Source organism: Bradyrhizobium sp. SRL28, from assembly GCF_018596315.1.
Classification (GTDB): Bacteria; Pseudomonadota; Alphaproteobacteria; order Rhizobiales; family Xanthobacteraceae; genus Bradyrhizobium.
On the sequence record NZ_JAHEAG010000029.1, the window covers coordinates 51813 to 77913 of the forward strand.

A 26101-nucleotide genomic window follows, 5' to 3' on the forward strand; every position below is an offset into this window, starting at 1 on the left:
CTCCGCGGATACCGGACGAGACTAACCGATGAAGATCAGGCCTTGGAGAGACCGGCGGCCTTCATCGCCACACCCATCTGGGCGTCGCCCTTGTCCATGAAGGTGGCGAATTCGGACGCGTCGCCCCACACCGTTCCGAAGCCGCGATTGCTCATGAACTCCTTGAACTCCTTGGAGTCGAAAACCTTCTTCAGCGATGCGGTGAGTTTAGTCGCGACGTCGGCGGGCAGGCCCTTGGGGCCGGCAATGCCGCGCCACGCGCCGGTCGAATAGTCGATGCCAATCGCCTCCTTCAGCGTCGGCACATCGGGGAAGGCGGGGTTGCGCGCCGTAGCCATGACGGCGAGGCTGCGCGCCTTGCCGGCCTCGATGATGGCGCGCGCTTCCGGCACCGAGCAGGTGGTGAGGTCGAGGCCGCCTGCCGCGAGATCCTGCATCGCGGGCGCAGCACCGTTCGACGGCACCCAGGCCACGTGGTTCGGCGCAAGTCCCATCGCCTGCATCCAGCCGACCAGCGCTAGGTGCCAGATGCCGCCCTGGCCGGTGCCCGAGGCTTTGAACTTGCCGGCAGGCGCGGCCTTGATGGCGTCGGCGAGCTCCTTCACGGTCTTGTAGGGCGAGGTGGAACTGACCTGGATGCCGGGCGGATCCTCGTTCATCAGCGCAAGCGGCGTGTAGCTCTTGGGTGCGAGTTCCGTAAGCCCCTGCCAGTGCATCATCGAGATTTCCACCGTCAGCATGCCGATGGTGTAGCCGTCGGGCTGCGCGGTCGCGATCGCCGAATGGCCGACCACGCCGGAGCCGCCGGTCCGGTTGACCACGTTGAAAGGCTGGCCGAGATCCTTTTCCAAAAGCGCCGCCACGATGCGCGCGGTGGCGTCGGTGCCGCCGCCGGCGCCCCAGGGCACGATCACGGTTACGGGGCGCGCCGGATAGGCCTGCGCCAAAGCCGGCTTGAAGCCCAAACCCGCGACGGCCGCAGCAGCGGCGGATGAAGCCGCGAAGGCGCGGCGCGTGATTTTCTTGGACATTGGTGGTCCTCCCCTGCGGCATCCGTGAAGCCGGACGCTCTTGTGATGCGACATTCTAGGCGGCTTTGCGTTGTGGTCGCAAGGCATTGGCTCATGAGGAGGATCATCGCCCGGTGGGCATCTCGCCACATCCGGAAATCGGGTGGCGGCGAGCGGGCTAGCCGAAATAGGTATCCGTGTGCGGCTCAGTCATCGAGCCGCGATCGATTGCGGAGAGAACCATGACGACAGCCTATTACAGCACCGTGCTGGACCATCCCCTGGAAACCGTGTGGGACCTGATCCGCGATTTCAACAACTACCCGGCCTATATCGGCGGGGTCAGCGAAAGCGTGATCGAAGACGACAAGGGCGGCGACGAAGTCGGCGCGGTCAGGCGCTTCTGCTACCTCGGCAACTGGATCAGGCAGCGGCTGGCCGGCCATTCCGAAGAAGCGCACTCGCTCACCTATGCGGGCATCGAGCCGTTCCCGTTTCCTGCCGGGCTTGTTCCGGACGCGCCCGCGCCGACGCACTACGAGGGGACGATGCACCTGCTGCCGGTCGTTGAGGGCAACAGGACGTTCATCGAATGGTCGGTCCGGCTCGACACCGAACCGCAGGATAGCGATCGCTGGCAGAATTTGTTCCAGTCATGGATTCCGGACTGGACCCATTCGCTCGAAAGGGCGCTCGGCCGCCAGGCTGCTTGATGGTGCAGCCGTCATTGCGGCCGGTCTTCGTCGTCCTTCGGTCGCGCGCCGCCGAAAATTTTTGCACCTTCCGGCGTCAGATACGGCCTTAACGTCTCCCACGGCACGAAGGCGATATACTCGCCTTCGGCGTAGGAGCCAACCGCGTAAGGGGCGTAGTGAAACGTCAGGCCGGAGCTCTTGCCTTCCTCGGTCGATGGCGCCAGCGAGACCGGCCCGATCTTGAGCAGCTTTGCCTCGATGGCTTCGATGGCGCTGGTGTCAGTGCCTTCCGCGCCGCGTTTCTTTTTCTCGGCCTCGAGGGATGCAATGACGCCTTGCCGCATCGCTTTCAGCGTCGGGCCGTTGTCGGCTGTTTCGGTGAAGAACGGACGGATGCTGATGCGTTTGCCCGCTGACCTGTCCCACAGGATCGTGTCGGACGAACTGTTGGGGTGCGCGCCGCCAGTATATTCGTAGTCACTCCTGACGATGCTGACATAGCGGCCATCGACCACCGAGCGCGTCTCGTATTTCCGCTCAAACGACCACGGGTTGCGGAACAACTCGGGATCCTGCTTGCGTTCCTTGTCGGCATCGCTGCGGTTCTTCACGGCCCATGCCTTTCCCTCGGCCAGGCAGTTCGCCGCCAGCGCCGGATCGGCCTTGACCTTCGCGTCGAGGATGACGCTGGCCTCGACCCATTTGGTCTTGATGGAAAAATCTGGCTTGGGCTCGGCGGCAAACGCCAAGCCCAGCGCCGCACCGCATGCGACTGCGCCCGCAAAACCAATGGTCCTGACGCGTGTGAGGAATGCAATGCCGCGCAAGGGCGATCCTTTGGAAAGTAGCTGCGCCCGGCGGAGAACTACTCCGCCGCCTCGCTGCTATGGCCGAGCCGGGCGTTGAGCTTCTGGATCAGCTCTTCGGCGGCATCCGAGATCACGGTGCCGGGCGGGAAGATCGCTTCTGCACCGGCCTTGTAGAGCGCGTCATAATCCTGCGGCGGCACCACGCCGCCGATGATGATCATGATGTCCTCGCGGCCGTGCTTCTTCAGCGCCGCCTTCAATTCCGGCACCGCGGTGAGATGGGCGGCCGCCAGCGACGATACGCCTAGGATATGCACGTCGTTCTCCACCGCCTGCCGCGCTGCCTCGTCGGCGGTGGCGAACAGCGGCCCGATATCGACGTCGAAGCCGACATCGGCAAAGGCCGATGCGATCACCTTCTGGCCGCGGTCGTGGCCGTCCTGGCCGATCTTGGCGACGAGGATGCGGGGGCGGCGGCCCTCAGCAGTCTCGAACGCATCGATCAGCTCCTGCACCTTTTCGACCCGGTTGGACATGGCCGACGCCTCCCGCTTGTAGACGCCGGTGATGGATTTGATTTCGGCGCGGTGACGCCCGAATACTTTTTCCATCGCGTCCGAAATTTCGCCGACGGTTGCCTTCGCGCGCGCAGCATCGATCGCCAGCGCCAGAAGGTTACCGTTGCCTTCGCCGGCGCTGCGCGTCAGCGCAGCCAGCGCAGAATCGACTTCCTTCTGGTCGCGCTCGGTGCGCAGCCGCTTCAGCTTGTCGATCTGTAGCCGCCGCACGGTGGAATTCTCCACCTTGAGTACGTCGATCGCGGCCTCGTTGACCGGCTTGTACTTGTTGACGCCGATCACGGCCTGACGTCCGGCGTCAATTCGCGCCTGCGTCTTGGCGGAGGCTTCCTCGATCCGAAGTTTCGGCACGCCGGCCTCGATCGCCTTGGCCATGCCGCCGAGCGCCTCGACTTCCTGGATATGGCCCCAGGCTTTCGCGGCGAGATCGCGCGTCAGCCGTTCGACATAATAGGAGCCGCCCCAGGGATCGATGATGCGGTTGGTGCCGCTTTCCTGCTGCAGGAACAATTGCGTGTTGCGCGCGATGCGGGCCGAAAAATCCGTCGGCAGCGCGAGCGCCTCGTCGAGCGCGTTGGTATGCAGCGATTGCGTATGCCCTTGGGTCGCCGCCATCGCCTCGATGGTGGTGCGCATCACGTTGTTGAAGACGTCCTGCGCGGTCAGCGACCAGCCGGAAGTCTGGCAGTGCGTGCGCAGCGAGAGCGAGCGCGGGTCCTTCGGGTTGAACTGCTTCAACAGCTTGGCCCAGAGCAGCCGCGCGGCGCGCATCTTGGCGACTTCCATGAAGAAGTTCATGCCGATCGCCCAGAAGAACGACAGCCGCGGCGCAAAGCGGTCGACGTCGAGGCCCGCTGCAAGCCCGGCGCGCAGATATTCGACACCGTCGGCCAGCGTGTAAGCGAGCTCGAGATCCTGTGTCGCGCCGGCTTCCTGCATGTGGTAGCCGGAAATGGAAATGGAGTTGTACTTCGGCATTCTTTGCGAGGTGTACGCAAAAATGTCGGAGATGATCCGCATCGAAGGGGTGGGCGGATAGATGTAGGTGTTGCGCACCATGAACTCTTTCAGAATGTCGTTCTGAATGGTGCCCGACAATTTCTCCGGCGGTACGCCCTGTTCCTCAGCGGTTGCGACGAACAGCGCGAGGATCGGCAGCACCGCGCCGTTCATGGTCATCGACACGCTCATCTGGTCGAGCGGAATGCCCGCGAACAGCGTGCGCATGTCGTAGATGGAATCGATCGCCACGCCCGCCATGCCGACGTCGCCGGAGACGCGCGGATGATCGGAATCGTAGCCGCGGTGGGTGGCGAGGTCGAACGCGACCGAAAGGCCCTTCTGTCCGGCCGCGAGGTTGCGGCGATAGAACGCGTTGGAATCTTCCGCCGTCGAGAACCCGGCGTACTGTCTGATGGTCCAGGGCTGGTTGACGTACATGGTCGGGTAGGGGCCGCGCAGATAGGGCGCGACGCCCGGGTACGTCTCAAGGAAGTCGATGCCTTCGAGATCGGCCTCGCTGTAACCGGGCTTGACCGGGATGCCCTCGGGCGTCAGCCACGGCTCGGCGCTACCGGCGGGCTGCGCGGGCGCGGTCGATTCAAAGGCGATATCTGCGAAGTTCGGTATGCGGCTCATGGTACCCATTATAGCACATGTGAACGTCGGGGATCGTCACCCCTAATCATGGTCCGGATGCTGGTGGCTGCTGATGGTCGCCATCTTCTCCGGGCCGTAATTCTGCTGCGTGGTCTGGCTCGGCAGGTTGGCGATGCCGACCACCCAGCCGAGCCGGGATTCGGTTCCATACTGCCGCGTCGGCACCACCCGGTCGGGGCGGTCGAACGCGCCGGTCATGATCTCGATATGGGGGCCGCCGATCAGCCGGTAGGTCAGGGGCGTGCCGCAGGCCGCGCAGAAATCGCGCTCGGCGATGGAGGAGGACTGAAACGTCGCCGGCTTGCCGCGGGTCCAGCTGAAATGCTCGTGCTCGATATCGGCGAGGGAGGCGAAGGGCGCGCCCGATGCCTTCTGGCACATCCGGCAATGGCAGATGCTGACCTTGGGCGGCACTTTCGACACCGAAAAGCGGACGGCGCCGCACTGACAGCCGCCGGTCAGGACCGTCTTGTGGTTGTTCTCCGTCATGCTCGCTCCATCCGCCGCCAGGTTTCCTGCAGCATCGCCAGCGCGTCGCCGCCGGCAAAGATGAAGTCGCCGACGCCAGCCGTGCGCAGCGCGGCCTCCTGCTCGCCGGGCCGGCCTGCCAGATAGATATGCTTGGCGCCGGCGGCTTGAAGGGCCTTTGCGGCGGCCGCCGCGTGTTCCGCATAGACCTTGTCGGACGAGCACAGGCAAACAATAGCCGCGCCGGACCCCTTGAACGCGGCGGCGAGCGCCGCTGGGTCGGCAAAGCCTTGCGTGTCGATCGCCTCGATGCCGCCGGTCTCGAAAAAGCTCTTGGCGAAGGTGGCGCGCGCGGTGAAGTCGGCGGCCGTGCCGAGATTGGCGAGGAATATCTTTGGCCGCGCGCCCGACGTCTTGAGCTTGTCGTCCGACTTGTCCCGTAGCGCCTCGAACGGCGCGGCCAGCCGCATCGGCGGGACGGGATCGAACTTGAATTTCGCCTCGCCATAGGGCGGCAGCACCACCGGCGTCGCCTCGAGCACGGCGATCTCAGCCTCATGCAGGTTCGGAAATTCACTCGCGCCCGTCAGCACGTCACGCCGCTTGGCGATGTTGGCTTCGCGCGCGGCGCGGGTCGCGGCCACCTTGCGCTGGATCAGGTTCTGTTCGAGCGCCGGGAACATGCCGCCGGCCTTCTCGATCTCCTGGAACAGCGACCATGCGGCTTCGCAGAGCTGCTTCGTCAATGTCTCGATGCCGCCGGAGCCGGCTGCGGGATCGCTGACCTTGGCGAGGTTGGATTCTTCCAGCAGCACCAGTTGCGTGTTGCGCGCGGCACGCCGCGCGAACGGATCGGGTAATCCCAAGGCCAGCGTGTGCGGCAATACGGTAATAGCGTTGGCGCCACCGAGACCGGCCGCGAAAGTCGCTATCGTCGCGCGCAGCATGTTCACGTAAGCGTCGCGCTGCGTCAGCATTCGCCACGCCGTATCGGCCGCAATGAACAGTGGTTTGGGTATCAGGCCGCTGGCCTGTTCGATCCGCGCCCACAACAGCCGCAGCGCCCGGAATTTCGCCAGCGTCAGGAATTGATCCGCATCTGCGCTGAGCCGCGCATAGACCATGCCTTGCGCATCTTCGAGCGCAATGCCGGCCTGTTCGATCGCGCGCAGATAGGCAACGCCGGCAGCCAGCACGAATGCCAATTCCTGAACTTCCGATCCGCCGGCATCATGGATCACGCGCCCATCGGCGGCTGCGAGCGGGCCTTTGAAGCCCATTGCGGCGAGACCTTTGATCGCGCCAGTGACCGCCGGAACGATCTCCTCCCAGCTATAGGGACTGAAGCCCCACACCGCACCGGACCCGAGCGGGTCCAGGCCGAAGCGGATGTCGCAAGCCGCGGGATCGATGCCTTTGCCCTTGATGTATTCGGCGACGTGAATGGCAGCCATGCGCGACTGCGGACCGATCTGAAGCTCGATGCCGATGCCGGCGTCGAGATAGATGCCGTCGAGAACTTGCGCGACCGCTTCTGCCGAAGGATCCAAGCCAAACCCGTGGGCGCCATTGGCGCCGGCGAACACCAGCGTCAGCCCCGTCGCGCCGTTCTCCAGATCGTGCAGCGCCTGCGCGTTGGCCGCCTTCGCATCGGGATGATCGATCCGCTGCATGATCTGCCAGGGTGCCGCCGCAGCACGGCCGGCGACCGGCGCGGCACCCTGGGCACGGCGGTAGATCGGATCGATCTTCAATCCGTCGGACGTCTTGCTGACCAGTTTCTCGAACGGCGCGCCCTTCAGCACCCCGTCGACCAGCTTGCGCCAGTCCTCGTAGGTCGCTTGCGGAAACTCCGCGGCCAATGTCAGCTCGTCAGTCTTGGTCATCCGGGCTATTTATTCCCTGGTCGTCTCTTGATTTGGCCGGAAATTGCCACGGGGCGGCCGCCAAGCCAAACGGTTGTTTTGGGATCTTTCGGGTCAATCGAGGTCGGGCAACCGCTGGATACCCTCGGTCGAAAGCTGCGCCAGCGCCTCGCTGACGCGACGTCCCGCAATGATGCGGTCGGGCACGATCTCGGCCAGCGGCACCAGCACAAAGGCGCGCTCGAAAGCCCGCGGATGCGGCAGCGTCAGTTCCGGCTTGTCGAGCTTGACGTCGTCATAGGCGATCAGGTCGAGGTCGAGGGTGCGCGGACCCCAGCGCGTCTCATGGGCGCGGTCGCGGCCGAATTTTTTCTCGATCTTGTGCAGCGTGAACAGCAGCGCATGCGGATCGAGGCTGGTTTCGATCTCGATACAGGCATTGGTGAAAGGCGCCTGGTGTTCCTCACCCCAGGGCGGGGTGGTGTAGTCGGAGGAACGCGCCAGCAGGGCGGCCTGTGTCATGCCGCAGATATTGGAGATGGCCTTGTTGAATGTCGCGCGGACGTCGCCGACATTGCCGCCGAGCGCGATCAGCACATCCGCCATGTCAGGGCGATTGCCGCTTGCGCGTCAGCACCACGCCGACATCTTCGAAGATCGCGGCGATCGGCGCATGCGGCTTGTGCACGGTGACCTTGACCCCGTCGACGCGCGCAAACGCCGCGAGTATCGCGTCTGCAACGGCGCCGGCGGCGCGCTCCAGGAGCTTGTAATTGGTGTTCTTGAACGCCGCCGTCGCGGTCGTCACCACACTGGCATAGGACACGGTGTCGGACAGGTGATCGGTGTGCGAGGCTTCCGACAGATCGGCGGAAAGTTCGAGGTCGATGACGAAACGCTGCCCGACTTCGGTTTCGTGTTCCATCACGCCATGGCGGGCATGGATGACGACGCCGGTGATGAAGATCGTATCGCTCATCCCTGTTCCCTGATTGCGGCGGTGACGCGCAGCGCCTGTACGGTCTCGGCGACGTCATGCGCACGGATGATCCGCGCGCCGTTCTGGGCCGCCAACAGATGCGCGGCAATCGAGCCGCCGAGACGCTGATGCGGCTCCGACGGCGTCACCGTGCTGATGAAACGCTTGCGCGAGGCGCCGACCAACAGTGGCAGTCCGAACGACTGCAACTCGCCGAGCCGTGCCAGTGCGGTCATGCTCTGCTCCGGCGTTTTGCCGAAGCCGATGCCGGGGTCGAGGATAATTTTGTCAGACGAAATTCCGGCACGGGCAGCGATATCGAGAGAGGCTGCAAAGAAATTGGAGATGTCCTGCATGATGTCTACAGCAGGATCGGCACTCTCGCGGTTATGCATGATGATGATGGGCGCGCCGCGCTCGGCGACCAGTCCGGCCATGCCGGAATCGCGCTGCAGGCCCCAGACATCGTTGGCGACGGCGGCGCCCTGATGGAGCGCCCAGGCGACGACGGCCGATTTCATGCTGTCGATCGACACGGGAATGCCGAGCGCGACGATTTCAGGCAGCACCGGTTGCAGACGCTTCAATTCTTCTTCCGCCGAGATCGGTTCCGACCCGTAGGGCCGGGTGGATTCCGCGCCGATGTCGATGATGTCGGCGCCCTCGGCGACCATCCGCCGGGCCTGGGCCAGCGCACGCTCGGGAGCGGCGAACTGCCCACCATCCGAGAATGAATCGGGCGTCACATTCAGTACGCCCATCACCGCCGGGTATGGCCTTGACGGCAGCGCAGACAGCACCGGATGACCGGCCGGACCGGTGGCGGCGGTGGGTCTGGGCTTGGCTGCGATCATGCGGTGGCTTTGCGCGGTCCGCGCCGCCGAGTCAAGGCGTGAGAGCCGCGCCCCGCGGGCTGGCCTGACCGGCTTTTAGTAGCTGATCTTCGGCGCAAGCTTGCGCGCCTGTTCGATCAGCTGCTCGACCGATCTTTCGGAGGGCAGAACGCGGACCAGTTTGCGCTTGGTATTCACGTCTTTCATGTTCTGCGCGAGCCGCGCCGGATTGCGGAGCGCGAGCTCACGCACGGTGGTGACGCCGGCTGCGCGCACCAGGCCCACCTTGGCCTTGCCCATCCCGGGGATGCGCATGTAGTCGGAAAAATTCGCCCATTCGAGCAGTTGCTGTTCGCTGATGCCGGTCTTCGCCGCCAGCGCCTTGCGTCCTTTCACCGTGCGGGCAGCCTCCAGCAGCGCCTCGGTGGTGCGAATGCCCACCGATTTCAGTTTCGAGGCGGAGTAGGCGGTCAGGCCTTCGATCTCGGAAAGGGGATAAGTCATGATACCAAATGAAAAAAGAATGTGCTGAGGCCGAACGTGCTCACCAACTATGTGCTATGCGAACTGGCTGAGGCCCGGCGTCCCTGAAATGATTTCGCCCATTTGATCCGCTCCGATTTTGTCACGGCCGAACCTGAAAAGTTCACGCGCCACGTTTTGAATCTCGCTCATGCTCAGACCGAGCGCCATCAGCCTGGTGCCGACCGCCATCACGCCTCCGCCCATCAGCCGCGAGAAGCCGCCATTGCTGCTGGAAGCCGCAATCGCAGCCTCGGCACCCGGAATTTGGTCGATCAGGGCCTGAACCTTGTCGGAGGGCCCCTCGTTACGGAGAAAACCCAGAACGATTCCAACGGTTTTTTCAGCGACAGCGCCATCGATGCCGGCCTTGGAGGCCAGCCGCCCTATCAGTTCGTCCATATTGCCCCGTCCCCAACCGGCTTTTGCCGGGTCGTTTACTTGTCTTTTGATCTTGAGCGCCTGCGATCTGAAATACAAGCGATCCCCGCACATCAGGGCAACGTGGTTCTCGATTCGCGCGGCGAGTGTTGCAGCAATGCAAGAGTGAATGCCGGTTTCATACAGAGTTATTGCGCTGCGCCGTCGATTTTTCCGCCGAAGGTCGGAAAAAAGTATGAGAGGCATGGTCCTTGGTGCGCTGCGACGGTGCCGCTGACGGTTTCAATCAGCGGACAGGATGCGATATGATGGTGTGACCCGACACCTAGAACTTCCCGATGCGCGATGAGGCGATGTGATGGCGACCTCCGATAACAAGACTGCTGATACCGACGAGAAGATTTTTATCGGGAAGGGCGAACAAACAGCCTGGCTGTCGCTTGCGCTTGCCAATCGGCATGGCCTTGTCACCGGAGCGACCGGGACCGGCAAGACCGTGTCGCTGCAGGTGATGGCGGAGGGCTTTGCCCGCGCCGGTGTTCCCGTGTTCGCGGCCGATATCAAGGGCGACCTGTCCGGAATTTCCGAGGTCGGCGAGGCCAAGGACTTCATCCTCAAGCGCGCCAAAGAGATGGGCCTCGATTTCCAGCCCGACCAGTTCTCGACGGTGTTTTGGGATGTGTTCGGCGAGCAGGGCCATCCGGTTCGCGCCACGGTCACGGAGATGGGGCCGTTATTGCTGGCGCGGATGCTCGATCTGAACGACGTGCAGGAAGGCGTCCTCAATGTCGCATTCCGTGTGGCGGATGAAAACGGCCTGACGCTGATCGACATGAAGGATCTGCGGTCGCTGCTGGATGCGATCGTTCCCACTGGCCGCAAGAAGGGCCCGGATGCAGAGGAAGATCCGCTTGCCGAGATCCGAAAGGTCGCGCAGGGTTACGGCAATATCAGCAAGGCAACAGTCGGGACCATCCAGCGCCAGCTTCTGGTGCTGGAAAACCAGGGCGCAACGAAATTCTTCGGTGAGCCGGCGCTGGCGCTGAAGGATTTCATGAAGACCGACAGCGATGGTCGCGGGATGGTCAACATTTTGGTTGCCGACAAGCTTATGGAGAGCCCCAGGCTCTATGCCACCTTCCTGTTGTGGTTGCTGTCGGAACTGTTTGAGGAATTGCCGGAAGCCGGCGACTTGCCGAAGCCGAAACTGGTGTTCTTCTTCGACGAGGCGCACCTGTTGTTCAACGACGCGCCGAAGGCGCTGATGGACAAGATCGAGCAAGTGGTCCGCCTGATCCGCTCCAAGGGTGTCGGCGTCTACTTCGTCACACAGAACCCGATCGACGTGCCGGACAAGGTGCTGGCCCAATTGGGCGGTCGCGTGCAGCACGCGCTGCGCGCCTTCACGCCGCGCGACCAGAAGGCAGTCAATGCAGCGGCGCAGACCTTCCGGCCCAACCCCAAGCTCGACACCGCCCGCGTCATCATGGAACTCGGCAAGGGTGAAGCGCTGGTTTCGTTCCTCGAAGGCGGCGGCACGCCGACCATGGTCGAGCGTGTCATGATCCGGCCGCCGACGGCGCGGATCGGGCCGATCACGCCGGAAGAGCGCAAGGCGATCATGAACAAGAGCCCGGTCAAGGGCAAATACGATACCGCGGTCGATGCCGAATCCGCCTATGAGATGCTGCAGAAGCGCGTTGCCGGAACGGCGGCGCCTGCGGATGGCGCGGATGGCGGCGCTGGCGCCGCCGGCGGCGGAATTCTCGGACAGATCGGTTCGATCGTCGGCACGATCTTCGGCACCAACGTCAAACGCGGCAGGATGTCGACCGGCCAGGTGATTGCGCGAGACGTTACGCGGTCCGTCACCAACAGAGTCATCGGTGGTGTCGCTGCGGATCTCGGCAAAGCGGTCGGCGGCTCGCTCGGTGGTTCGATCGGACGCTCGCTGGTGCGCGGCGCGCTCGGCGGCTTGCTGCGGCGGTAAAGCCACGATTTCCCTCTGACCTCCGGAACGAGCGCGTGCTGAGATATCCGTCGCTGCGAAGACCGCTCGATATCCTGTTTCTGGTCTGCTGCATCGCCTTGACCGCCGATGTCCTGGTCCCGGAAATCTGGGGCAGCGGCAAGACCAAGGACTATCCGCTGTGGTTCTGGGCGGGGCAGCAGGTGCTGCAGGGGAAGAATCTCTACCCCGACAATGCCGCCAGCTATTTCGATTTCATCTATCCGCCGCTCTCGGCGGTGCTGCTCGCGATCCCGAGCTGGTTCGGCAAGATCCCGCTTTATCTCTGCCTGTCATTCATCAACATCGTCGCGTGGTGGATGACGGCGCAATTCTCGCACGCGATGGCGGGATCGGGGCGCAAGCCCGGGCCGTGGCTGGAAGCGCTGCCGGGCGTCGTTACCGTCACCTTCGTGTTCGACATGTTCGACCTCGGCCAGCCGAACCTCGTGCTGCTGGCGCTGATGCTCTATGGGTTCTGGCTGCTGCGCGATCACCGTGGCTGGATGGCAGGCAGCATGTTTGCGCTGGCCACCGCCATCAAGGTGTTTCCGGTGGCAGTGCTGCCCTATCTGTTATGGCGAAGGCAGTGGGCGGCGGCCGCGAGCATGCTGGTGTTCACCGGCGTGTTTCTGTTCCTGCTGCCGGCGCCGTTTCGCGGCTTTCAGCACAACGCCACGGAGCTGAAGAGCTGGTACCAGGGCATGGTGGGGACCAGTTCGGAGAAGGGATTCGGACAGCGCGCCGAGCAGAACTGGTCGTGGGTCAACCAGTCGATCATCGCGATGACGCACCGGCTGACGCGGCCCGTCAACTACAATCAGATCAATCCGTCAAAGCCCGTGCGTACCATGAACATCGCTAATCTCGATTTCAGGACGGCGAACTGGATTGTGCTGGCCGTTTCTCTTGCGATCGGAATCGGTTATCTCGCCGTGATGCCGCCGGACTCGCGCCGTACGGAACGCTCGGATGCCGAGGAGATCGGCATTCTCTTCTGTCTGATCACGGTCGCTTCGCCGCTGGCCCGCCAATATTACTTTCTGTGGCTGTTCTTTCCGATCACCGTGCTGGCCCATCGTGCCGCTTATGATCCAAGACCTGCGATCAAGACAGGCACGTGGATCTTGCTGGCCGTGGCGGGCGGCCTGCTGTTCCTGTCGCTTCCGCTGTTTCCGATCGACCTGCAAGCCTATGGCAATAATCTCGCTGCCACCATCCTGCTCGTGGCAGGGCTGGTCTGGCACATATTGCATCCGCCTGCCGCAGAAGTTTCCTTGCCTCGGGCCGAGGCCGGGCTACAACTTGACGCCAAGAACAAGGCTCACAGCCAGGGATAACAAACCATGTCCAACAAGATGCAGCCGGTCCTCGACCACATCGACGCCGATTTCGACAACAGCCTCGAGCGGCTGTTCGCGCTGTTGCGGATCAAGTCGATCTCGGCCGATCCGGCCTTCGCCGAGGATTGCAAGGCGGCCGCCGACCATCTGGCAAAGGATATTGCGACGCTCGGCTTCAAGGCCGAGGTGAGGCCGACGGCAGGGCATCCCGCGATCGTCGCCAAAGCGAATGGCAGCACCGATGGCCGGCCGCACGTTCTGTTCTATGGACATTACGATGTGCAGCCGGTCGATCCGCTCGATTTGTGGCATCGTCCGCCGTTCGAGCCCGTCGTCACCGATCATGCCGATGGCAGAAAAATCATCGTTGCGCGCGGCGCCGAGGACGACAAGGGACAGTTGATGACCTTCATCGAGGCTTGCCGTGCCTGGAAGAAGGTCACGGGATCGTTGCCGGTCGATGTCACGATCCTGATCGAGGGCGAAGAAGAAGTTGGCTCGAAGAATTTCGTGCCGTTTATCGAGGCGATCAAGGATGAGTTGAAGGCCGACTTCGCGCTGGTCTGCGATACCGGCATGTGGGACCCGAACACGCCTGCCATCACAACCTCGCTGCGCGGCTTGATGTATGACGAGGTCACCATCAAGGCCGCCAACCGCGACCTGCATTCCGGTGTGTTCGGCGGCGGCGCGCGCAACCCGATCCGCGTGCTGACCAACATCCTCGGCGGCCTGTTTGACGACAACGGCCGCATCACCATTCCCGGCTTCTACGACGGCGTGAAGGACCTGCCGCCGGATATTCTGGCGCAGTGGAAGAACCTGAATCTGACGCCGGAGTCGTTCCTGAAGCCAATCGGCCTCTCGATCCCCGCCGGCGAAAAGGATCGCCTGCTGATCGAGCAAGTATCCTCGCGTCCGACCTGCGACATCAACGGCATTATCGGCGGCTATACCGGCGAGGGCTCGAAAACCGTGATCCCGGCGCAAGCTTCCGCAAAGGTCTCTTTCCGTCTGGTCGAAGGCCAGGACCCGCAGAAGATCAAGAAGGCGTTCCGCGACTATGTCACCGCCCGGCTTCCGGGCGACTGCAAGGCTGTCTTTACCGAGCACTCCAGTGGGGCGGCGATCGCGCTCGACTGGAACATGAAGCCGCTGGCGGTTGCCAAGCGTGCGCTGACCGAGGAATGGGGCAAGGAGGCGCTGCTGGTCGGCTCCGGCGCCTCGATCCCGATCGTCGCAGATTTCAAGCGTACGCTCGGCCTCGACAGCCTGCTGGTCGGATTCGGTCTCGACGACGACAACATCCATTCGCCGAACGAGAAGTACGATCTGAAGAGCTACCACAAGGGCATCCGTTCCTGGGCGCGGATTTTGGGAGCACTCGCGGAGGCGAAGTAGGGCCCGTTACAGAAGGGTGGGCAAAGGCGCGTTGCGCCGTGCCCACCAACTATCCGAGTAGTGGTGGGCACGCGGAGCCTGCCATCACTGTGCGAGCGCAATTGCGCTCGTCGCGGACGCGCGTTCGCGCGGCGCGCTGGCTTTGCCACCCTGCCGCGCTTGGCACCGTCATTGCGGCGACCGCGCGCCGGTGCAGAAATGTGGTGGTTCTGGGGCGATCCCGGCAGGTCCAGGGTTGTTGGGACTATTGCACGCCACCCTATTGAGGCGTTCAATCCCGCAGATGACCGTCTCGTTGTTCGATACGGACCAGTTCGATTAGCCGCCGACAGACGAGGCGGTCGGCGACATGATCCGGATCCCCGGCGGCGGTAGCCTAAGCGATCAATAGCTCTACAAGCGTATCGGGTTTAGTTGCGTCGTGCGGGGGAGGATCGGCGATGGAAGCCGATAGCAGCCGATGACACCATATCAATCCTCGATCACGACCGGCGTGCCGCCGCGATTTTCAGACGAGGTGTTCGATCCGCGCCAGCCGACGCTGCAACTGATCTACGACGCTGCGCCGATCGGCCTTGCGTTCCTTTCGCCGGACTGCCGCTACCTCCAGGTCAACCAGCGCCTGACCGATATCTGCGGCATATCGGTTGAGGATCATCTTGGCCGCTATGTGCGGGATTGCGTACCGGCGCTGGCGGATGCGGTCGAAGGCATCGTGCAGTCGATCATGCGTACCGGCGATCCCGTCACCGGCGTCGAGGTGGCCGGTCAGCGCGCCGACCAGACCGATGAGCGCTTCTGGGTCACCTACTGGCACCCGCATCGCAACGCCGATGGTGAGATCGTCGGCGTCAATGTCGCTGCCGAGGAGATCACCGAGCGCAAGCGCGCCGAGGCCGCGCTGAGGGCCAGCGAACGCCAGTTCCACACGCTGGCGGATTCGATTCCGCAACTGGTGTGGATGGCGCACGCCGACGGCGCGATCTACTGGCTCAACAGTCATTGGTACGAATACACGGGCCGGCCCGCTGGCGAGATCGACCCGCATGCCTGGCATACGGTGCTTGGCAATAGCTGGACCGAGGCATTGGCAACCGGCACCGCCCTGGAGTCGGAGCTGTCGCTGCTCAGCAAGGACGGCGAGTATCGCCCGTTCCTGACGCGCGTCGTTCCGCTGCGCGATCCCCATGGCGTGGTCTATCGCTGGATCGGCACGCATATCGACATCAGCGAGCGCAAGCGCAGCGAGCGGGAAGTGCGGAGGGCCAGGGATGCGGCCGAAGCCGCGTTGCAAAATCTGCGCGACACCCAGAACTGGCTGATCGAGGCGGAAAAGCTTGCAGCGCTCGGCCGGCTGGTGGCGGGTGTCGCGCACGAAATCAACAATCCGCTCGGCACCAGTCTGACGGTCGCGTCCTCGCTGGAGCGCAAGAGCCGATTGTTTGCCGCGGAAACGGCGCAGGGAACGCTCAAGCGGTCGAGTCTCAACGAGTTTGTGGACGCAGTGCGCGACGGCTCTGCGCAGCTTCAGGAGAGCCTGAACCGCGCGGCCGGATTGATCCAGTCGTTCAAGCAGGTGGCGTCCGACCGCAACAATTCGGAGCTTCGGTCGTTCGACCTCGGCGATCTCACCGAGCAGGTCGCCACGGGCTTACGGCCGGCTCTGCCGAAGCACGGCGTGACGCTGAACGTCGAGTGCGAGAAGGGCCTTTCGATCAGCAGCTATCCCGGCTCCTACGGGCAGGTGCTGACCAACCTTTTCCTCAACTCGATCGCGCATGCGTTTCCGGACGGCCGGCAGGGAAATATTGCCATCAAGGTGAGCGCATGCGGCGACAATGATGTCGAGATCATCTTTAGCGACGACGGCTGCGGCATGAGCCCGGACGTCAGGCGGCAGGCGTTCGATCCGTTCTTTAGCACCCGCCGCCACCAGGGCGGCACTGGCCTCGGCCTGCATATCGTCTATAGCGTGGTGACGGACCGCCTGGGCGGCCAGCTTCGCTTGAGCAGCGAACCCGGCGCGGGGACTGACATAAGGATCATACTCCCAAGACAGATGCCGGACAGCACGTGAGCGTTACGCCAGCGATACCGCCGTCCCCAAATAAAAACGCCGCCCGGAATTGGGCGGCGTTTTGATTCCGGACGTGTAGAGGGTGTCTGGCCGGCAGTTTAGCGCATCCGTCCGGCACGTCCATCGGATATTTCCGCCGCGCCCTCACTCCACAGGGTAGGGGCCCTCGCGAAAAATCCGATCGTGATAGCCCTTGCTGCCCACTTCGCGCGCGAGCGGACTGCGGATGTCGTCGTCTTCCCTCAGCCGCGCAATCAGCGTGCGGAAATCATGGCGCGGTTGCCAGCCGAGTTCGGCGCGCGCCCGGTCGTTGACGTAGACGCGATCGATGCCCGGGATCATCGTCCAGCCGCGTCGTGCAAATTCGGCCTCATAATCCGGTACGTAACGGCGGACGACGAGCGGCGCGTCGTTGCGCAGTTCCGCAGCGTCCTGGCGCAAGAACGGCGTGGTGGCGCTGATGATGTATTTCGCGAAACCAGTCGATGGCGCATGACGGGCCGCCAGCAGATGCGCGCTGACCACGTCTTCGATGTCGACGCGGCGATAGAGGATCTCGTTGGTTTTGATGTTGGCGTCGGTGTAGGCCTCACGCACCGCGCGATTGTCGTCCTCTTCGGGAAAGAATCGCGAGGTGCGCAACACGATGGCGCGAAGCGAATGATTGCGCGCGAACAGCTGGCACAGGTCCTCCGCGGCCGCCTTGGTGACGCCGTAGATATTTTTCGGCACCGCCGTGACGTCTTCGGTGATCCAGGCCGCCGGCTCGCCCGGCGGCGGCACCAGCGCATCGCCGAAGACGCTTGTGGTGCTGGTGTAGACAAACGCCGTGACGCCGGCCGCGGCAGCTTCTTCCAGCAGATTGAGCGTGCCTGAAATGTTGACGTCGGCGAAGTCCTGGCGGCTGTGGGTTGCCACGTGCGGCTTGTGCAGCGTCGCTGCGTGCAGCACGCTCGTGACGCCCTTCATGCAACGGCGCACGAAAGCCCGGTCGGTGATCGAGCCGACCTGGTGTGTAAACGCACCGGGCAGAACATCGATGCCAATCGTCTCGCGCGGCTGCGCCTGCAGCGTACGCACGAGCGCCTCGCCGAGATGGCCGGAACTGCCGGTCACCAATACCGTCACGCCGCCAAAACCTTTCGCGCGCTAACCCAGGCTCAAGTCTTGTAACTCGGATCGATGCGATCGAGTTTGCGCAATAGCGGCGGCCACACCAGATTGGTCGAGCGCCGTTCCGCGAAATCGGCATTGCTGAACAGTTGTTCGTTCTTGTCGATCACGGCCTGTTCGATCGGGTAGGCGGTCGGCCCCAGCATGCGGGTGCGCACCTGCATCGTGCAGGCCCGCTCCAGATGGTACATGCGTTCGAAGGCGGAGGCGACCGAACGGCCGACCGTCAGCGTGCCGTGGTTGCGCAACAGCATGTGGGTCTTGTTGCCAAGATCCTTTTGCAGCCGCGGGCGTTCGTCATGGTCCAGCGCCACGCCTTCGTAGTCGTGATAGGCGAGGTCGTGGGTGACGAACTGCGCAGTCTGGTTCATCGGCAGCAGGCCCTCCATGCAGCTTGCGACCGCCGTTCCGTCGGGCGTGTGCAGATGAAGCACGCAGCCGGCGTCCTCGCGCACCTCGTGGATCGCCGAATGGATGGTGAAGCCGGCCGGGTTGATGCTGTATTCGCTCTCGCTGAGCTGATTGCCGTGGAGATCGACCTTCACCAGGCTCGACGCGGTGATTTCCTCGAACATCAGGCCGTAAGGGTTGATCAGGAAGTGATGGTCGGGGCCCGGCACGCGCGCCGAGATGTGGGTGTCGACCAGATCGTCCCAGCCATAAAGTGCTACGAGGCGGTAGCAGGCGGCGAGATTGATGCGCTGGTTCCACTCGGCATCCGTCATGCCGGAGGGGATTTCCTTCAGGCGAGCTTCTGCTGGCGACATGACGCGCTTCTCCGGACAAATTGTTGATTTTCGAGAGCGAGCCTAGCCCTGTGCCGGACGGGCAGCAAGGCGGACGTCCTGCGTGGCAGTCATGCTATCGCGGCTATGCGCCGTTACGGTGCTGGAATCGCCAGCAGAGTCGAGATGCCGCGGCCGCGGATGTCATAGACGCGCGCGAACACGACATCGTCCCGCTTGATTTCCACCATGACGGGCGCGGTGAGGCCCTTGCAGTAGAACTCGCCCAGCGTCATCGCGAAGTCGGCGGACTGGCTGTCCCAGCCGATCGTGAAGTCGGGGCCGAGCGCCACCTGCGCCGGGCGCTGCGGCCCGCATACCGCGACCTTCCATTTGCGCCCCTCCGGCGGCGATTCCTGCCGCTCGACCAACTCTTCGCGCAGGCCATCGGACGCCTGCTTCAGCGCCAGCCCCCAATAGTCCAGCATGAACAGGCTGTCGGCGTTGCGAACGGTGCCGGCGATGTGGTTGAAATGGGTGTACTCATAGGGGTGCAGGCGGATCATCTCGCCGAGCGGCAACAGCAAGCCGAACGTGAACACCGCCAGCGCGGCAGGTTGCCAGCGGCGGTGATTGACCTTGAGCCAGTTCATGCCCCAGGCGAACGATGCGCCGGCGAGCACCGCCATCGGCGGGATGACGAAAACGAAATGCCGGATGCCGTTGTAGAGCGCCGGCCGCTTCACCATCGCGATGACCAACGGCAGGGTGGCGGCCAGCGTCAGCATCAGGAACATGGTCTTGCGGCGGGCCGAGACGTCGGCGTGCGACAGCGACATGAAGGTGCCGACGACGCCGGCGAGCAGAAGCGCGAGCAATATTTCGGGAAGCTGCAGTGCGAACAGCGTCGGCAAATAAGACCACGGCATGTCAGGCACCGAGACCAGTGCGCCGTCGAACATTTCCTTCCAGGGCTTTTCGAAGAAGTGCGAGAAATAGGTCAGCGCCTTGAAGGGATGGTCCGCCTCCATGATCGACCACGGCCACACCAGGCCCATGATCAGGTATCCGAGCACGAGGCCGGGCAGCAGCACGTATACGACATGGGCGAAGCGGCGGATCGCTTCGCGCGAGCCTTGCGTGCGAACGTCATCGATCAGCAGCGGGATAAAGCCCACCATCGCATAGACCAAAGCCAGCCCGCCGAGAATCCGGCAGCCGATGGAAAGACCAGCGCCGAGGCCGACGATCAGGATGGTTCGCGGCGAGGGCGCGGGATATTCCTCGGCCAGGCGCACCAGACCCAGGATCAGGATCACCATCGAGACGGCAAACGGCGCGTCTTTCGGGTTCATGAACATGTGCCCGTAGAAGGTCGGGCACAGCGCCAGCAGCAGCAGCGTCGCAAGCCCGGCAAGCGGGCCGCCGACGCGCCGCGCCAGCCGCCAGGTCACGGCGAGGCCGATCAGGCCGACGACGGCGCCGAGCAGACGGCGCGTTTCAAACAGTTCGAGCGGAATGACCTTGTGCAGCAGGGCCGCCGCCATGTCGAAGCCGCCGCCATACATGTAGAGATTGGCGAACGACAGCGCGCCGGTGTCCTTGAAACCGGAACCGTACATCCGCAGCAACAGGTCGGCATATTCGGCGTGCGTGTAGTCGTCCCAGCCCAGTCCGTAGTCACGGAAGGTCAGGCCCGCGACGATGGTGACCACCGCCAGCACCAAGATGGCAAGGTCGTCGCAGGTCCGCTCCACCGAGCGCCGCGCAGGCGTATCGAGGGCAGAAGTGGTGATGGCTGACATGGCGATTGGTAACCCAGCGTCCCCTATGGCCCAACGTGGATAGGCTTGAGCCTCATTCCCCGGGTACCCATATAGCGCAGTTCCATTTCCAAGTAATTGGGAATTGTGGCCTAAATCCCTGATGCAATGCAACAAAAGGGCAGCAATTGGTAGGCAGTAAGACTACGGGTGGCGGGCTGAACGGTACCTGAATGGCATGATCGCCCGACGACCGGACATGCTGTAATCGAACTCCGCTAATACGGAACCATGGATGCAATTGGCGGTTGGCGGTGCGCACAATATGACGGTATCGTGGCGTGGGGCGGCTAGCGAGCGTTTCGGGCGCGGCTGAGGGGTTGGTTCAATGATGTTTGTTATGTTGGTCGCCGCGATCGGCCTCGTTTTGGCGGGCCTGCTGGCGATCGCATATGGAATTGGGGTCCAACTCAGTACCGGCAACACGATAATCATCGCCGGCGTGATCGGCTTCTGCACCGGCGCGATCATGCTCGGGCTCTGGATGACGGTCCGGGAGTTGAAGAACATCGCGCGGCGGCTCGGTTCCGGCGTGCCCGAAGCGCGCGGCGAAGCCATGGCGCGGTCGGTGCTTCCCGTCGCTGCGGCACAGGATTCCGCCGCCGCCGGTGGCGGCTTCCCGGCCGAGCAACCCGGCGGTTCCGGACCCTTTTCTCCAGCGGCGCCGCCGGCTTTCTCCCCAGCGGCGCCGCCGCCGTGGCAGAACGAGGCTGTCCTGCGTGATCATCCGATCCCGGAACCGATGCACCCCGAACCGTCGGCTTCGAAACCGAAGCGCAATTTGCTGTTTTCATCGACGTCGCGAAAAGAGCGTGAGCGCGCCCAGGCGCGGTCTGGCGAGCCGCTGCCGCCGGACCTGTTGTCGTCGGACCTTCGCCGCAGGCCGCCCACCGTGCCGCCGGTCGAAACTGCCGAGCCGCAGCCGGCATCGTTCGACGATGCCTGGCCGAGAGCGGACCGCGCAAAGTCCGGTGAAATTCCGCCGCCGCGACGCAGCGGCCGGATGCCCCCGACGCTCGCAGAAGCCAATGGCGGACCGGCGCACCCCGAGGATCAGCCTGATGTGACGGTGCTGAAATCGGGCGTTGTCGATGGCATGGCCTATTCGCTCTACTCCGACGGTTCGATCGAGGCCCAGATGCCGGAGGGGATGATGCGCTTCGCCTCGATCGATGAGCTGCGCGCGCATCTCGACCAGCGGACTTAAAACCAGCAATACTTGCCACGGGCGGGCTATCGAAAATAAAGCGCCGCCGTTCTTGTCAGTTTCTGGGCATTTCGTTCATATTCGCCAAGTCGTATGAGTTTCCGCTGATGTATAAGCGCGGTTGGATACTGTCCGAACCGTATGGCCGACAGATGCATTCGTGATCCCAGAAGGTTGAGCCATGACCGATTCCGCCGGCAAGACGCCCGTCGAACTGACCGCCAATATCGTATCGGCCTATCTCAGCAACAATCCGACCCAGGCCTCGGAAATCCCGAACTTGATCAGCCAGGTCCATGCCGCGCTGATGCGGGTGTCGAGCGGCCGTCCCGAGACGCCGCTCGAGCCGGCCAAGCCGGCCGTGTCGGTGAAGAAGTCGATGACCCCGGAATATCTGGTCTGTCTCGAGGACGGCAAGCGCTTCAAGTCGCTGAAGCGCCATCTGCGCACGCAGTACAACATGACGCCGGAGCAATACCGCGACAAATGGGGCTTGCCGCCGGATTACCCGATGGTGGCACCGAACTACGCAGTGGCGCGTTCACAGCTCGCCAAGAAGATGGGTCTCGGCCAGCAGGCGCGGAAGCGGAAGTAATTACTATAGCGTTTTCAAGCGAAGTGGTTGCCGGTTCGCGTGAAGAAAACGCGTCAAATATAAAGCTCTGAACGTTACGAGGCGGTCGCCAGCGCCTCGCGCGCATCGGAGCGGATGCGCTCGACCATGGAGCGCAGGCCGTTCGAACGCTGCGGCGTCAGGTGATCGCGGAATCCGAATTCGTCGAATACGGCAAGCGCATCCGTTGTCAGGATCTGCTGCGGTGTGCGGCCGGAATAAAGCGTCAGCAGGATCGCGATCAGGCCGCGCACGATGTGGGCATCGCTATCGCCCAAATATTTCAGCCGCGGTTCGCCGTTGCCGCTGCGGTCGAGCTGCCTGGACAGCCAAACCTGGCTGACGCAGCCGTTCACCTTGTTCTCGGCAGAATGCTCGGCCTCCGGCATCGGATCAAGCGTGCGGCCGAGTTCGATGACGTACCGGTAGCGGTCGTCCCATTCCTCCAGCAGCTCGAAATTGTCCCTGATTTCGTCGATCGTCATCTTGGCCCGCGTCCGTTTCCTTAAAGTCCTATATAGGATGCGGATCGAACGAAAGCGACGGAAATGGAACCGGTTCCGCGACCTTATTTTGAGGCCAGCGGCGTCCGCGGCAGCCGCCATTCGATCGCCGTATCGTCTTCCGTCAGCGCGTCACTGGGCGACATGACCACGGCCTCGGCGTCGTCGGCGATGCCGATCGAACTGGTATGGTCGGGCTTCTTGTCCGGGACGCTGGGTTGATCGGGCTTGGTGATGATCTTGTACAACTGGCGGGCGCCATCCTGGGCACGCTGGCCGATCGCCGTCGCCGCCTGACCGCCGACCTCGCAGGCCGCAGGCTGGCGCTTGCAGAACTGGCCCATGTCGGAGACGGCCGCGGTCGCAGCCGATACGGCTTCGGACGCGCCGATCTGCGGCGCCTTTTCCGATTCAGGCGTCTTTTCCCTGGGCAACAGCACGAGCACCAGCCCGAGCCAGAATGCCATGCGAAGCAGAAAAAACATCTCGCGACCCCGGTCGTCTCTTATGGTTGTGTTGCGGTTAAACCGCAGCTTTGTTCCTGACTAACAGCCGTCGATAAATCGGAAGTGTTTCCATTGAGGTAAAGTCGCCGAAAATTTTCTGAAAACCGGAATGATTCGATTCGGCGTAAATTTTCGATTGATGACCACTATCGCGCGAAAAGTTCGCGCCGCTCGCGCATCCACCATTTCGAAACCATAGATCGATCGCGCCGGAAACCTATCGTTCACCATCCGCGTCGAATGAGCGTCGTGTGGGGCGTGAAACCACCACGAATGCACGGTGTTGGTCGGTCGCTCCCGGCGCCTTAGCGTTCGCTTAAGTTCGCTCTGACACGGTGGCGTAAAGATTGAGGGGGCGTTCCGGCGCGTCTGTCTGACGAACAAGCCGAAGCGCGAGAGCCGTGATTGTTTTGAGTATCATCCGCGATTGTCTCGATGCCTTGCTGCATCCCTCGGCACGATATGATGCGCTGACGCGTGCGCGTCATCGCGCGTTCATGGCGCCGCGGCTGCTCGGCAGCCTGGTGGCGCTGGCGGCTTTTCCGATCTATCTGGCGATGCGCGGGGCGCCCACGGCGCTTGAGGTCGCGGCCTTCGCCTGGCTGATCGCACCCATATTGTTGTCCTGGTTCCTGTCGCGCACCGGCCGCTACGAAGGCGCGCATATCCTTTCCGCGCTGGCTCTGGCGGGCCTCGTCATGATCGTTGCCATAACCACCGGCGGTATCGAATCATTCGCCGCGGTCTGGCTCATCGTCGTTCCCCTGGAAGCCGCGTTGTCGGCCTCGCGCCGGGTGGTCGCGTTCGCTTCCGCGCTGGCGCTGTCATGCGCCGCCCTTCTGATCGCGCTCGGACATTTTCACTTCCTGCCGGTGCCGGACTCGAATGCGGCCCTGCACAGCGTCCTGATGGGGGTCGGCGTGGCTTCCGCGACGCTCTATGCGGCAGGATTGGCCGTCAGCGCCGAATCGCTGGCGCGCACTTCCGTGGCGCTGCTCTATGTGGAGGAAGACCGTTATCGCTTGCTCGCGCGAAACATGAGCGACGTGATTTCGCGTCATAACCGCAACGGCGCGGTGGAATTCATTTCGCCGGCGGCAGAAGCCATGCTCGGCGCGTCGGGCCCACGGCTCACCGGCCATGGCCTGTTCGACCGCGTCCATGTCGTCGATCGTCCGGCCTACCTCACGGCGCTGTCGGATGCCGCGCGCGGCAGCGAGCAACGCGTCGAATTCCGCCTGCGCCGCGACGCGGTTCGCGGCCAGAACATTTCCGCAGATTTCATCTGGGTCGAGATGCGTTGCCGGCCGCTCGAGCAGGATTCGCCCGAGGCCGAGGTCGTCGCCGTGATGCGCGACGTCACCGACCGCAAGGTCCAGGAGCAGGCACTCGAACTGGCGCGCACCGCCGCCGAGCAGGCGGATGCTTCCAAGACGCGGTTCCTGGCGACCATGAGCCACGAGCTGCGCACGCCGCTGAACGCCATCATCGGTTTCTCCGAGATGATCGTGCACGAAGAGGCGATGATGATCGACGCCGCGCGCCGCAAGGAATATGCGCAGCTCATCAACGATTCCGGCCAGCACCTCCTGTCGGTGGTCAACGGCATCCTCGATATCTCCAAGATGGAAACCGGCAATTTCGAAATTTCGCCGGAGCCATTCGCGCCGCGCGCGGCGCTCTTGCACTGCTGCAATTTGCTGGCGCTGAAGGCGCGGGACAACGGCGTCGATGTGATCACCCGCGCGGCGGAGGACTTGCCCGTAATGAACGGCGATCCCCGCGCGTTCAAGCAGATCGCGCTGAACCTCGTCGCCAACGCCATCAAGTTCACCGAGCGCGGCGGCAGCGTGACGGTTTCCGCCGAGGTCGAGGGCGCGCGGCTGATGCTGTGTGTCACCGATACCGGGGTCGGGATCGCCGCCGAGGATCTCGCGCGGATCGGCGATCCGTTCTTCCAGGCCGGCAAGACCTATCAGCGCAAGCACGAAGGCACCGGCCTCGGTCTGTCGATCGTGAAGGGCCTGGTCGCGTTGCACAATGGCGAGATGAACGTGCAGAGCACGGTCGGCGAGGGCACCACCGTGACAGTTGCCTTGCCGCTTGACTTTGCGCCGACGCTGTCGCCTTCAAACAACATCGCGACGCTGAAACCGGCGCTGCGACCCGAGTCACAGGATCAAGTCCATCAGGTGAAGAAGCGTGCCCAGGCGAATTGACGACGATGACGAGATGCCGCGCCGCCGCCGTCGCAGCGCGAAGGCGGCTGCGATTGAAGTGGAGGAAGAGCGCGGCCTTGTGATGCGCATGCTCCTGCACAGTCCGAAAGACATGATCGCGGGCCTGCTCGCCGCTGCCGCGATCTGCGCCATCCTCGCCAATGCGCTGTTCCTGCAGGCCGGACGCCATCCCTCGCCGATGTTCGGCTCGGTGGTGACGCTGCCGGCGCCGCAAGCTGCCGTCGTGAGCCCACTGCCGCGCCCGCGCCCGGTCGAATTGTCCTCGGAGCCGCCGGAAATCAGGCCGGTCGAGGTGAGGGGCACTGACCCAAAACAGGTCGAGATCAAGAGCGCCGATCCAAGGGGCGATTCCAGGAATCCTGACCCCAAGAACCCTGACCCGATGGCCAATCTGGTGGTCAAGTCGACCGGTGCGCCCACGGCGGCGCCCGCGAATGTAGCGCGTCCGCCCGCGCCGATTCCGGCCACCGCGCAAAGCGCCGGCGCGCGCCGCGTGGCGGCCGTGCAGCGCGCGCTTACGCAATATGGCTACGGTCAGTTGAAGCCGACCGGCGCGGTCGGTTCGGACACCCAGGCCGCGATCACAAAATTCGAACGCGACCGCAAGCTCCCGGTGACCGGCCAGATGTCCGACCGCCTGGTGAAGGAACTCACGGCGATGATCGGACATCCGATCGACTAGC

The 26101-nt window shown here is 63.4% G+C and carries 24 protein-coding genes; 9 read left to right on the plus strand and 15 right to left on the minus strand.

Annotated features, from left to right (window positions below; translation table 11 throughout):
• Positions 1 to 35: 35 nt before the first annotated feature.
• Positions 36 to 1031 carry a tripartite tricarboxylate transporter substrate binding protein gene (locus tag KIP88_RS34420; RefSeq protein WP_214492623.1) on the minus strand — a complete coding sequence of 332 codons (996 nt, stop codon included), beginning with the start codon at positions 1029 to 1031 and terminating at the stop codon, positions 36 to 38.
• Positions 1032 to 1252: 221 nt separating this feature from the next.
• Between KIP88_RS34420 and KIP88_RS34425 the strand changes: the two genes are divergently transcribed.
• Positions 1253 to 1723 carry an SRPBCC family protein gene (locus KIP88_RS34425; protein WP_214492624.1) on the plus strand — a complete coding sequence of 157 codons (471 nt, stop codon included), beginning with the start codon at positions 1253 to 1255 and terminating at the stop codon, positions 1721 to 1723.
• An 11-nt stretch (positions 1724 to 1734) separates the two neighbouring features.
• Here KIP88_RS34425 and KIP88_RS34430 read toward each other — a convergent pair whose 3' ends face one another.
• The 9 genes from KIP88_RS34430 to KIP88_RS34470 all read right to left on the minus strand — a co-directional run bounded on the left by KIP88_RS34430 (position 1735) and on the right by KIP88_RS34470 (position 9820).
• Positions 1735 to 2523 carry a PdaC/SigV domain-containing protein gene (locus tag KIP88_RS34430; RefSeq protein WP_374226544.1) on the minus strand — a complete coding sequence of 263 codons (789 nt, stop codon included), beginning with the start codon at positions 2521 to 2523 and terminating at the stop codon, positions 1735 to 1737.
• Positions 2524 to 2570: 47 nt separating this feature from the next.
• Complete coding sequence (scpA, locus tag KIP88_RS34435; RefSeq protein ID WP_214492628.1) at positions 2571 to 4730, minus strand: methylmalonyl-CoA mutase; 2160 nt, start codon at positions 4728 to 4730, stop codon at positions 2571 to 2573.
• A 42-nt stretch (positions 4731 to 4772) separates the two neighbouring features.
• Positions 4773 to 5240, minus strand: coding sequence for a GFA family protein (locus tag KIP88_RS34440; protein WP_214492630.1), 468 nt, complete (start codon positions 5238 to 5240; stop codon positions 4773 to 4775).
• Complete coding sequence (locus tag KIP88_RS34445) at positions 5237 to 7105, minus strand: methylmalonyl-CoA mutase subunit beta (RefSeq protein ID WP_214492632.1); 1869 nt, start codon at positions 7103 to 7105, stop codon at positions 5237 to 5239. The genes KIP88_RS34440 and KIP88_RS34445 overlap by 4 nt, the downstream gene beginning before the upstream one ends.
• Before the next feature lie 93 nt (positions 7106 to 7198).
• A complete protein-coding gene (gene folK / locus KIP88_RS34450) occupies positions 7199 to 7690 on the minus strand; it encodes a 2-amino-4-hydroxy-6-hydroxymethyldihydropteridine diphosphokinase (protein ID WP_214492633.1) in 492 nt (163 codons plus the stop codon).
• 1 nt (position 7691) lies between these two features.
• A complete protein-coding gene (gene folB / locus KIP88_RS34455; protein ID WP_214492634.1) occupies positions 7692 to 8063 on the minus strand; it encodes a dihydroneopterin aldolase in 372 nt (123 codons plus the stop codon).
• A complete protein-coding gene (folP, locus tag KIP88_RS34460; RefSeq protein ID WP_214492635.1) occupies positions 8060 to 8917 on the minus strand; it encodes a dihydropteroate synthase in 858 nt (285 codons plus the stop codon). Before folP ends, folB begins: the two co-directional genes overlap by 4 nt.
• Positions 8918 to 8992: 75 nt before the next feature.
• Positions 8993 to 9400 (minus strand): DUF4332 domain-containing protein, encoded by a 408-nt coding sequence (locus KIP88_RS34465; RefSeq protein WP_214492636.1) that lies wholly within the window; start codon positions 9398 to 9400, stop codon positions 8993 to 8995.
• A gap of 54 nt (positions 9401 to 9454) precedes the next feature.
• A complete protein-coding gene (locus KIP88_RS34470) occupies positions 9455 to 9820 on the minus strand; it encodes a DUF2267 domain-containing protein (RefSeq protein ID WP_214492665.1) in 366 nt (121 codons plus the stop codon).
• 337 nt (positions 9821 to 10157) lie between these two features.
• Between KIP88_RS34470 and KIP88_RS34475 the strand changes: the two genes are divergently transcribed.
• The 4 genes from KIP88_RS34475 to KIP88_RS34490 all read left to right on the plus strand — a co-directional run bounded on the left by KIP88_RS34475 (position 10158) and on the right by KIP88_RS34490 (position 16628).
• A complete protein-coding gene (locus KIP88_RS34475; RefSeq protein ID WP_214492637.1) occupies positions 10158 to 11789 on the plus strand; it encodes a helicase HerA-like domain-containing protein in 1632 nt (543 codons plus the stop codon).
• Positions 11790 to 11824: 35 nt separating this feature from the next.
• On the plus strand, positions 11825 to 13147 hold the full coding sequence (locus KIP88_RS34480; RefSeq protein WP_308163702.1) for a glycosyltransferase family 87 protein: 1323 nt from the start codon (positions 11825 to 11827) through the stop codon (positions 13145 to 13147).
• Positions 13148 to 13153: 6 nt separating this feature from the next.
• Positions 13154 to 14551 (plus strand): M20/M25/M40 family metallo-hydrolase, encoded by a 1398-nt coding sequence (locus KIP88_RS34485; protein ID WP_214492638.1) that lies wholly within the window; start codon positions 13154 to 13156, stop codon positions 14549 to 14551.
• A gap of 460 nt (positions 14552 to 15011) precedes the next feature.
• Positions 15012 to 16628 carry a PAS domain-containing sensor histidine kinase gene (locus KIP88_RS34490; protein WP_214492639.1) on the plus strand — a complete coding sequence of 539 codons (1617 nt, stop codon included), beginning with the start codon at positions 15012 to 15014 and terminating at the stop codon, positions 16626 to 16628.
• 144 nt (positions 16629 to 16772) lie between these two features.
• Here KIP88_RS34490 and KIP88_RS34495 read toward each other — a convergent pair whose 3' ends face one another.
• The 3 genes from KIP88_RS34495 to KIP88_RS34505 all read right to left on the minus strand — a co-directional run bounded on the left by KIP88_RS34495 (position 16773) and on the right by KIP88_RS34505 (position 20331).
• Complete coding sequence (locus KIP88_RS34495) at positions 16773 to 17756, minus strand: NAD(P)-dependent oxidoreductase (protein ID WP_214492640.1); 984 nt, start codon at positions 17754 to 17756, stop codon at positions 16773 to 16775.
• Between the two features lie 32 nt (positions 17757 to 17788).
• Entirely contained in the window at positions 17789 to 18568 is a 780-nt protein-coding gene (locus KIP88_RS34500) for a class II aldolase/adducin family protein (protein ID WP_214492641.1), read from the minus strand.
• A gap of 113 nt (positions 18569 to 18681) precedes the next feature.
• Positions 18682 to 20331 carry a glycosyltransferase family 39 protein gene (locus KIP88_RS34505; protein ID WP_214492642.1) on the minus strand — a complete coding sequence of 550 codons (1650 nt, stop codon included), beginning with the start codon at positions 20329 to 20331 and terminating at the stop codon, positions 18682 to 18684.
• 346 nt (positions 20332 to 20677) lie between these two features.
• On the opposite strand from KIP88_RS34505, the gene KIP88_RS34510 reads away from it, so the two are divergent.
• Together KIP88_RS34510 and KIP88_RS34515 are read left to right on the plus strand one after the other, a co-directional pair.
• Positions 20678 to 21556 (plus strand): DUF308 domain-containing protein, encoded by an 879-nt coding sequence (locus KIP88_RS34510; protein ID WP_214492643.1) that lies wholly within the window; start codon positions 20678 to 20680, stop codon positions 21554 to 21556.
• A gap of 181 nt (positions 21557 to 21737) precedes the next feature.
• On the plus strand, positions 21738 to 22151 hold the full coding sequence (locus KIP88_RS34515; protein WP_057854862.1) for a MucR family transcriptional regulator: 414 nt from the start codon (positions 21738 to 21740) through the stop codon (positions 22149 to 22151).
• 74 nt (positions 22152 to 22225) lie between these two features.
• Here the strand turns inward: KIP88_RS34515 and KIP88_RS34520 are convergent, their stop codons facing one another.
• Together KIP88_RS34520 and KIP88_RS34525 are read right to left on the minus strand one after the other, a co-directional pair.
• Entirely contained in the window at positions 22226 to 22654 is a 429-nt protein-coding gene (locus tag KIP88_RS34520) for a SufE family protein (protein ID WP_214492644.1), read from the minus strand.
• An 83-nt stretch (positions 22655 to 22737) separates the two neighbouring features.
• Entirely contained in the window at positions 22738 to 23157 is a 420-nt protein-coding gene (locus KIP88_RS34525; protein ID WP_214492645.1) for a DUF5330 domain-containing protein, read from the minus strand.
• A 422-nt stretch (positions 23158 to 23579) separates the two neighbouring features.
• On the opposite strand from KIP88_RS34525, the gene KIP88_RS34530 reads away from it, so the two are divergent.
• The gene (locus KIP88_RS34530) at positions 23580 to 25397 is read left to right on the plus strand and encodes an ATP-binding protein (protein WP_308163703.1); all 1818 of its coding nucleotides are present in this window, start codon (positions 23580 to 23582) and stop codon (positions 25395 to 25397) included.
• Positions 25381 to 26100, plus strand: coding sequence for a peptidoglycan-binding domain-containing protein (locus tag KIP88_RS34535; RefSeq protein ID WP_214492646.1), 720 nt, complete (start codon positions 25381 to 25383; stop codon positions 26098 to 26100). The genes KIP88_RS34530 and KIP88_RS34535 overlap by 17 nt, the downstream gene beginning before the upstream one ends.
• The last annotated feature ends 1 nt before the right edge of the window (position 26101 follow it).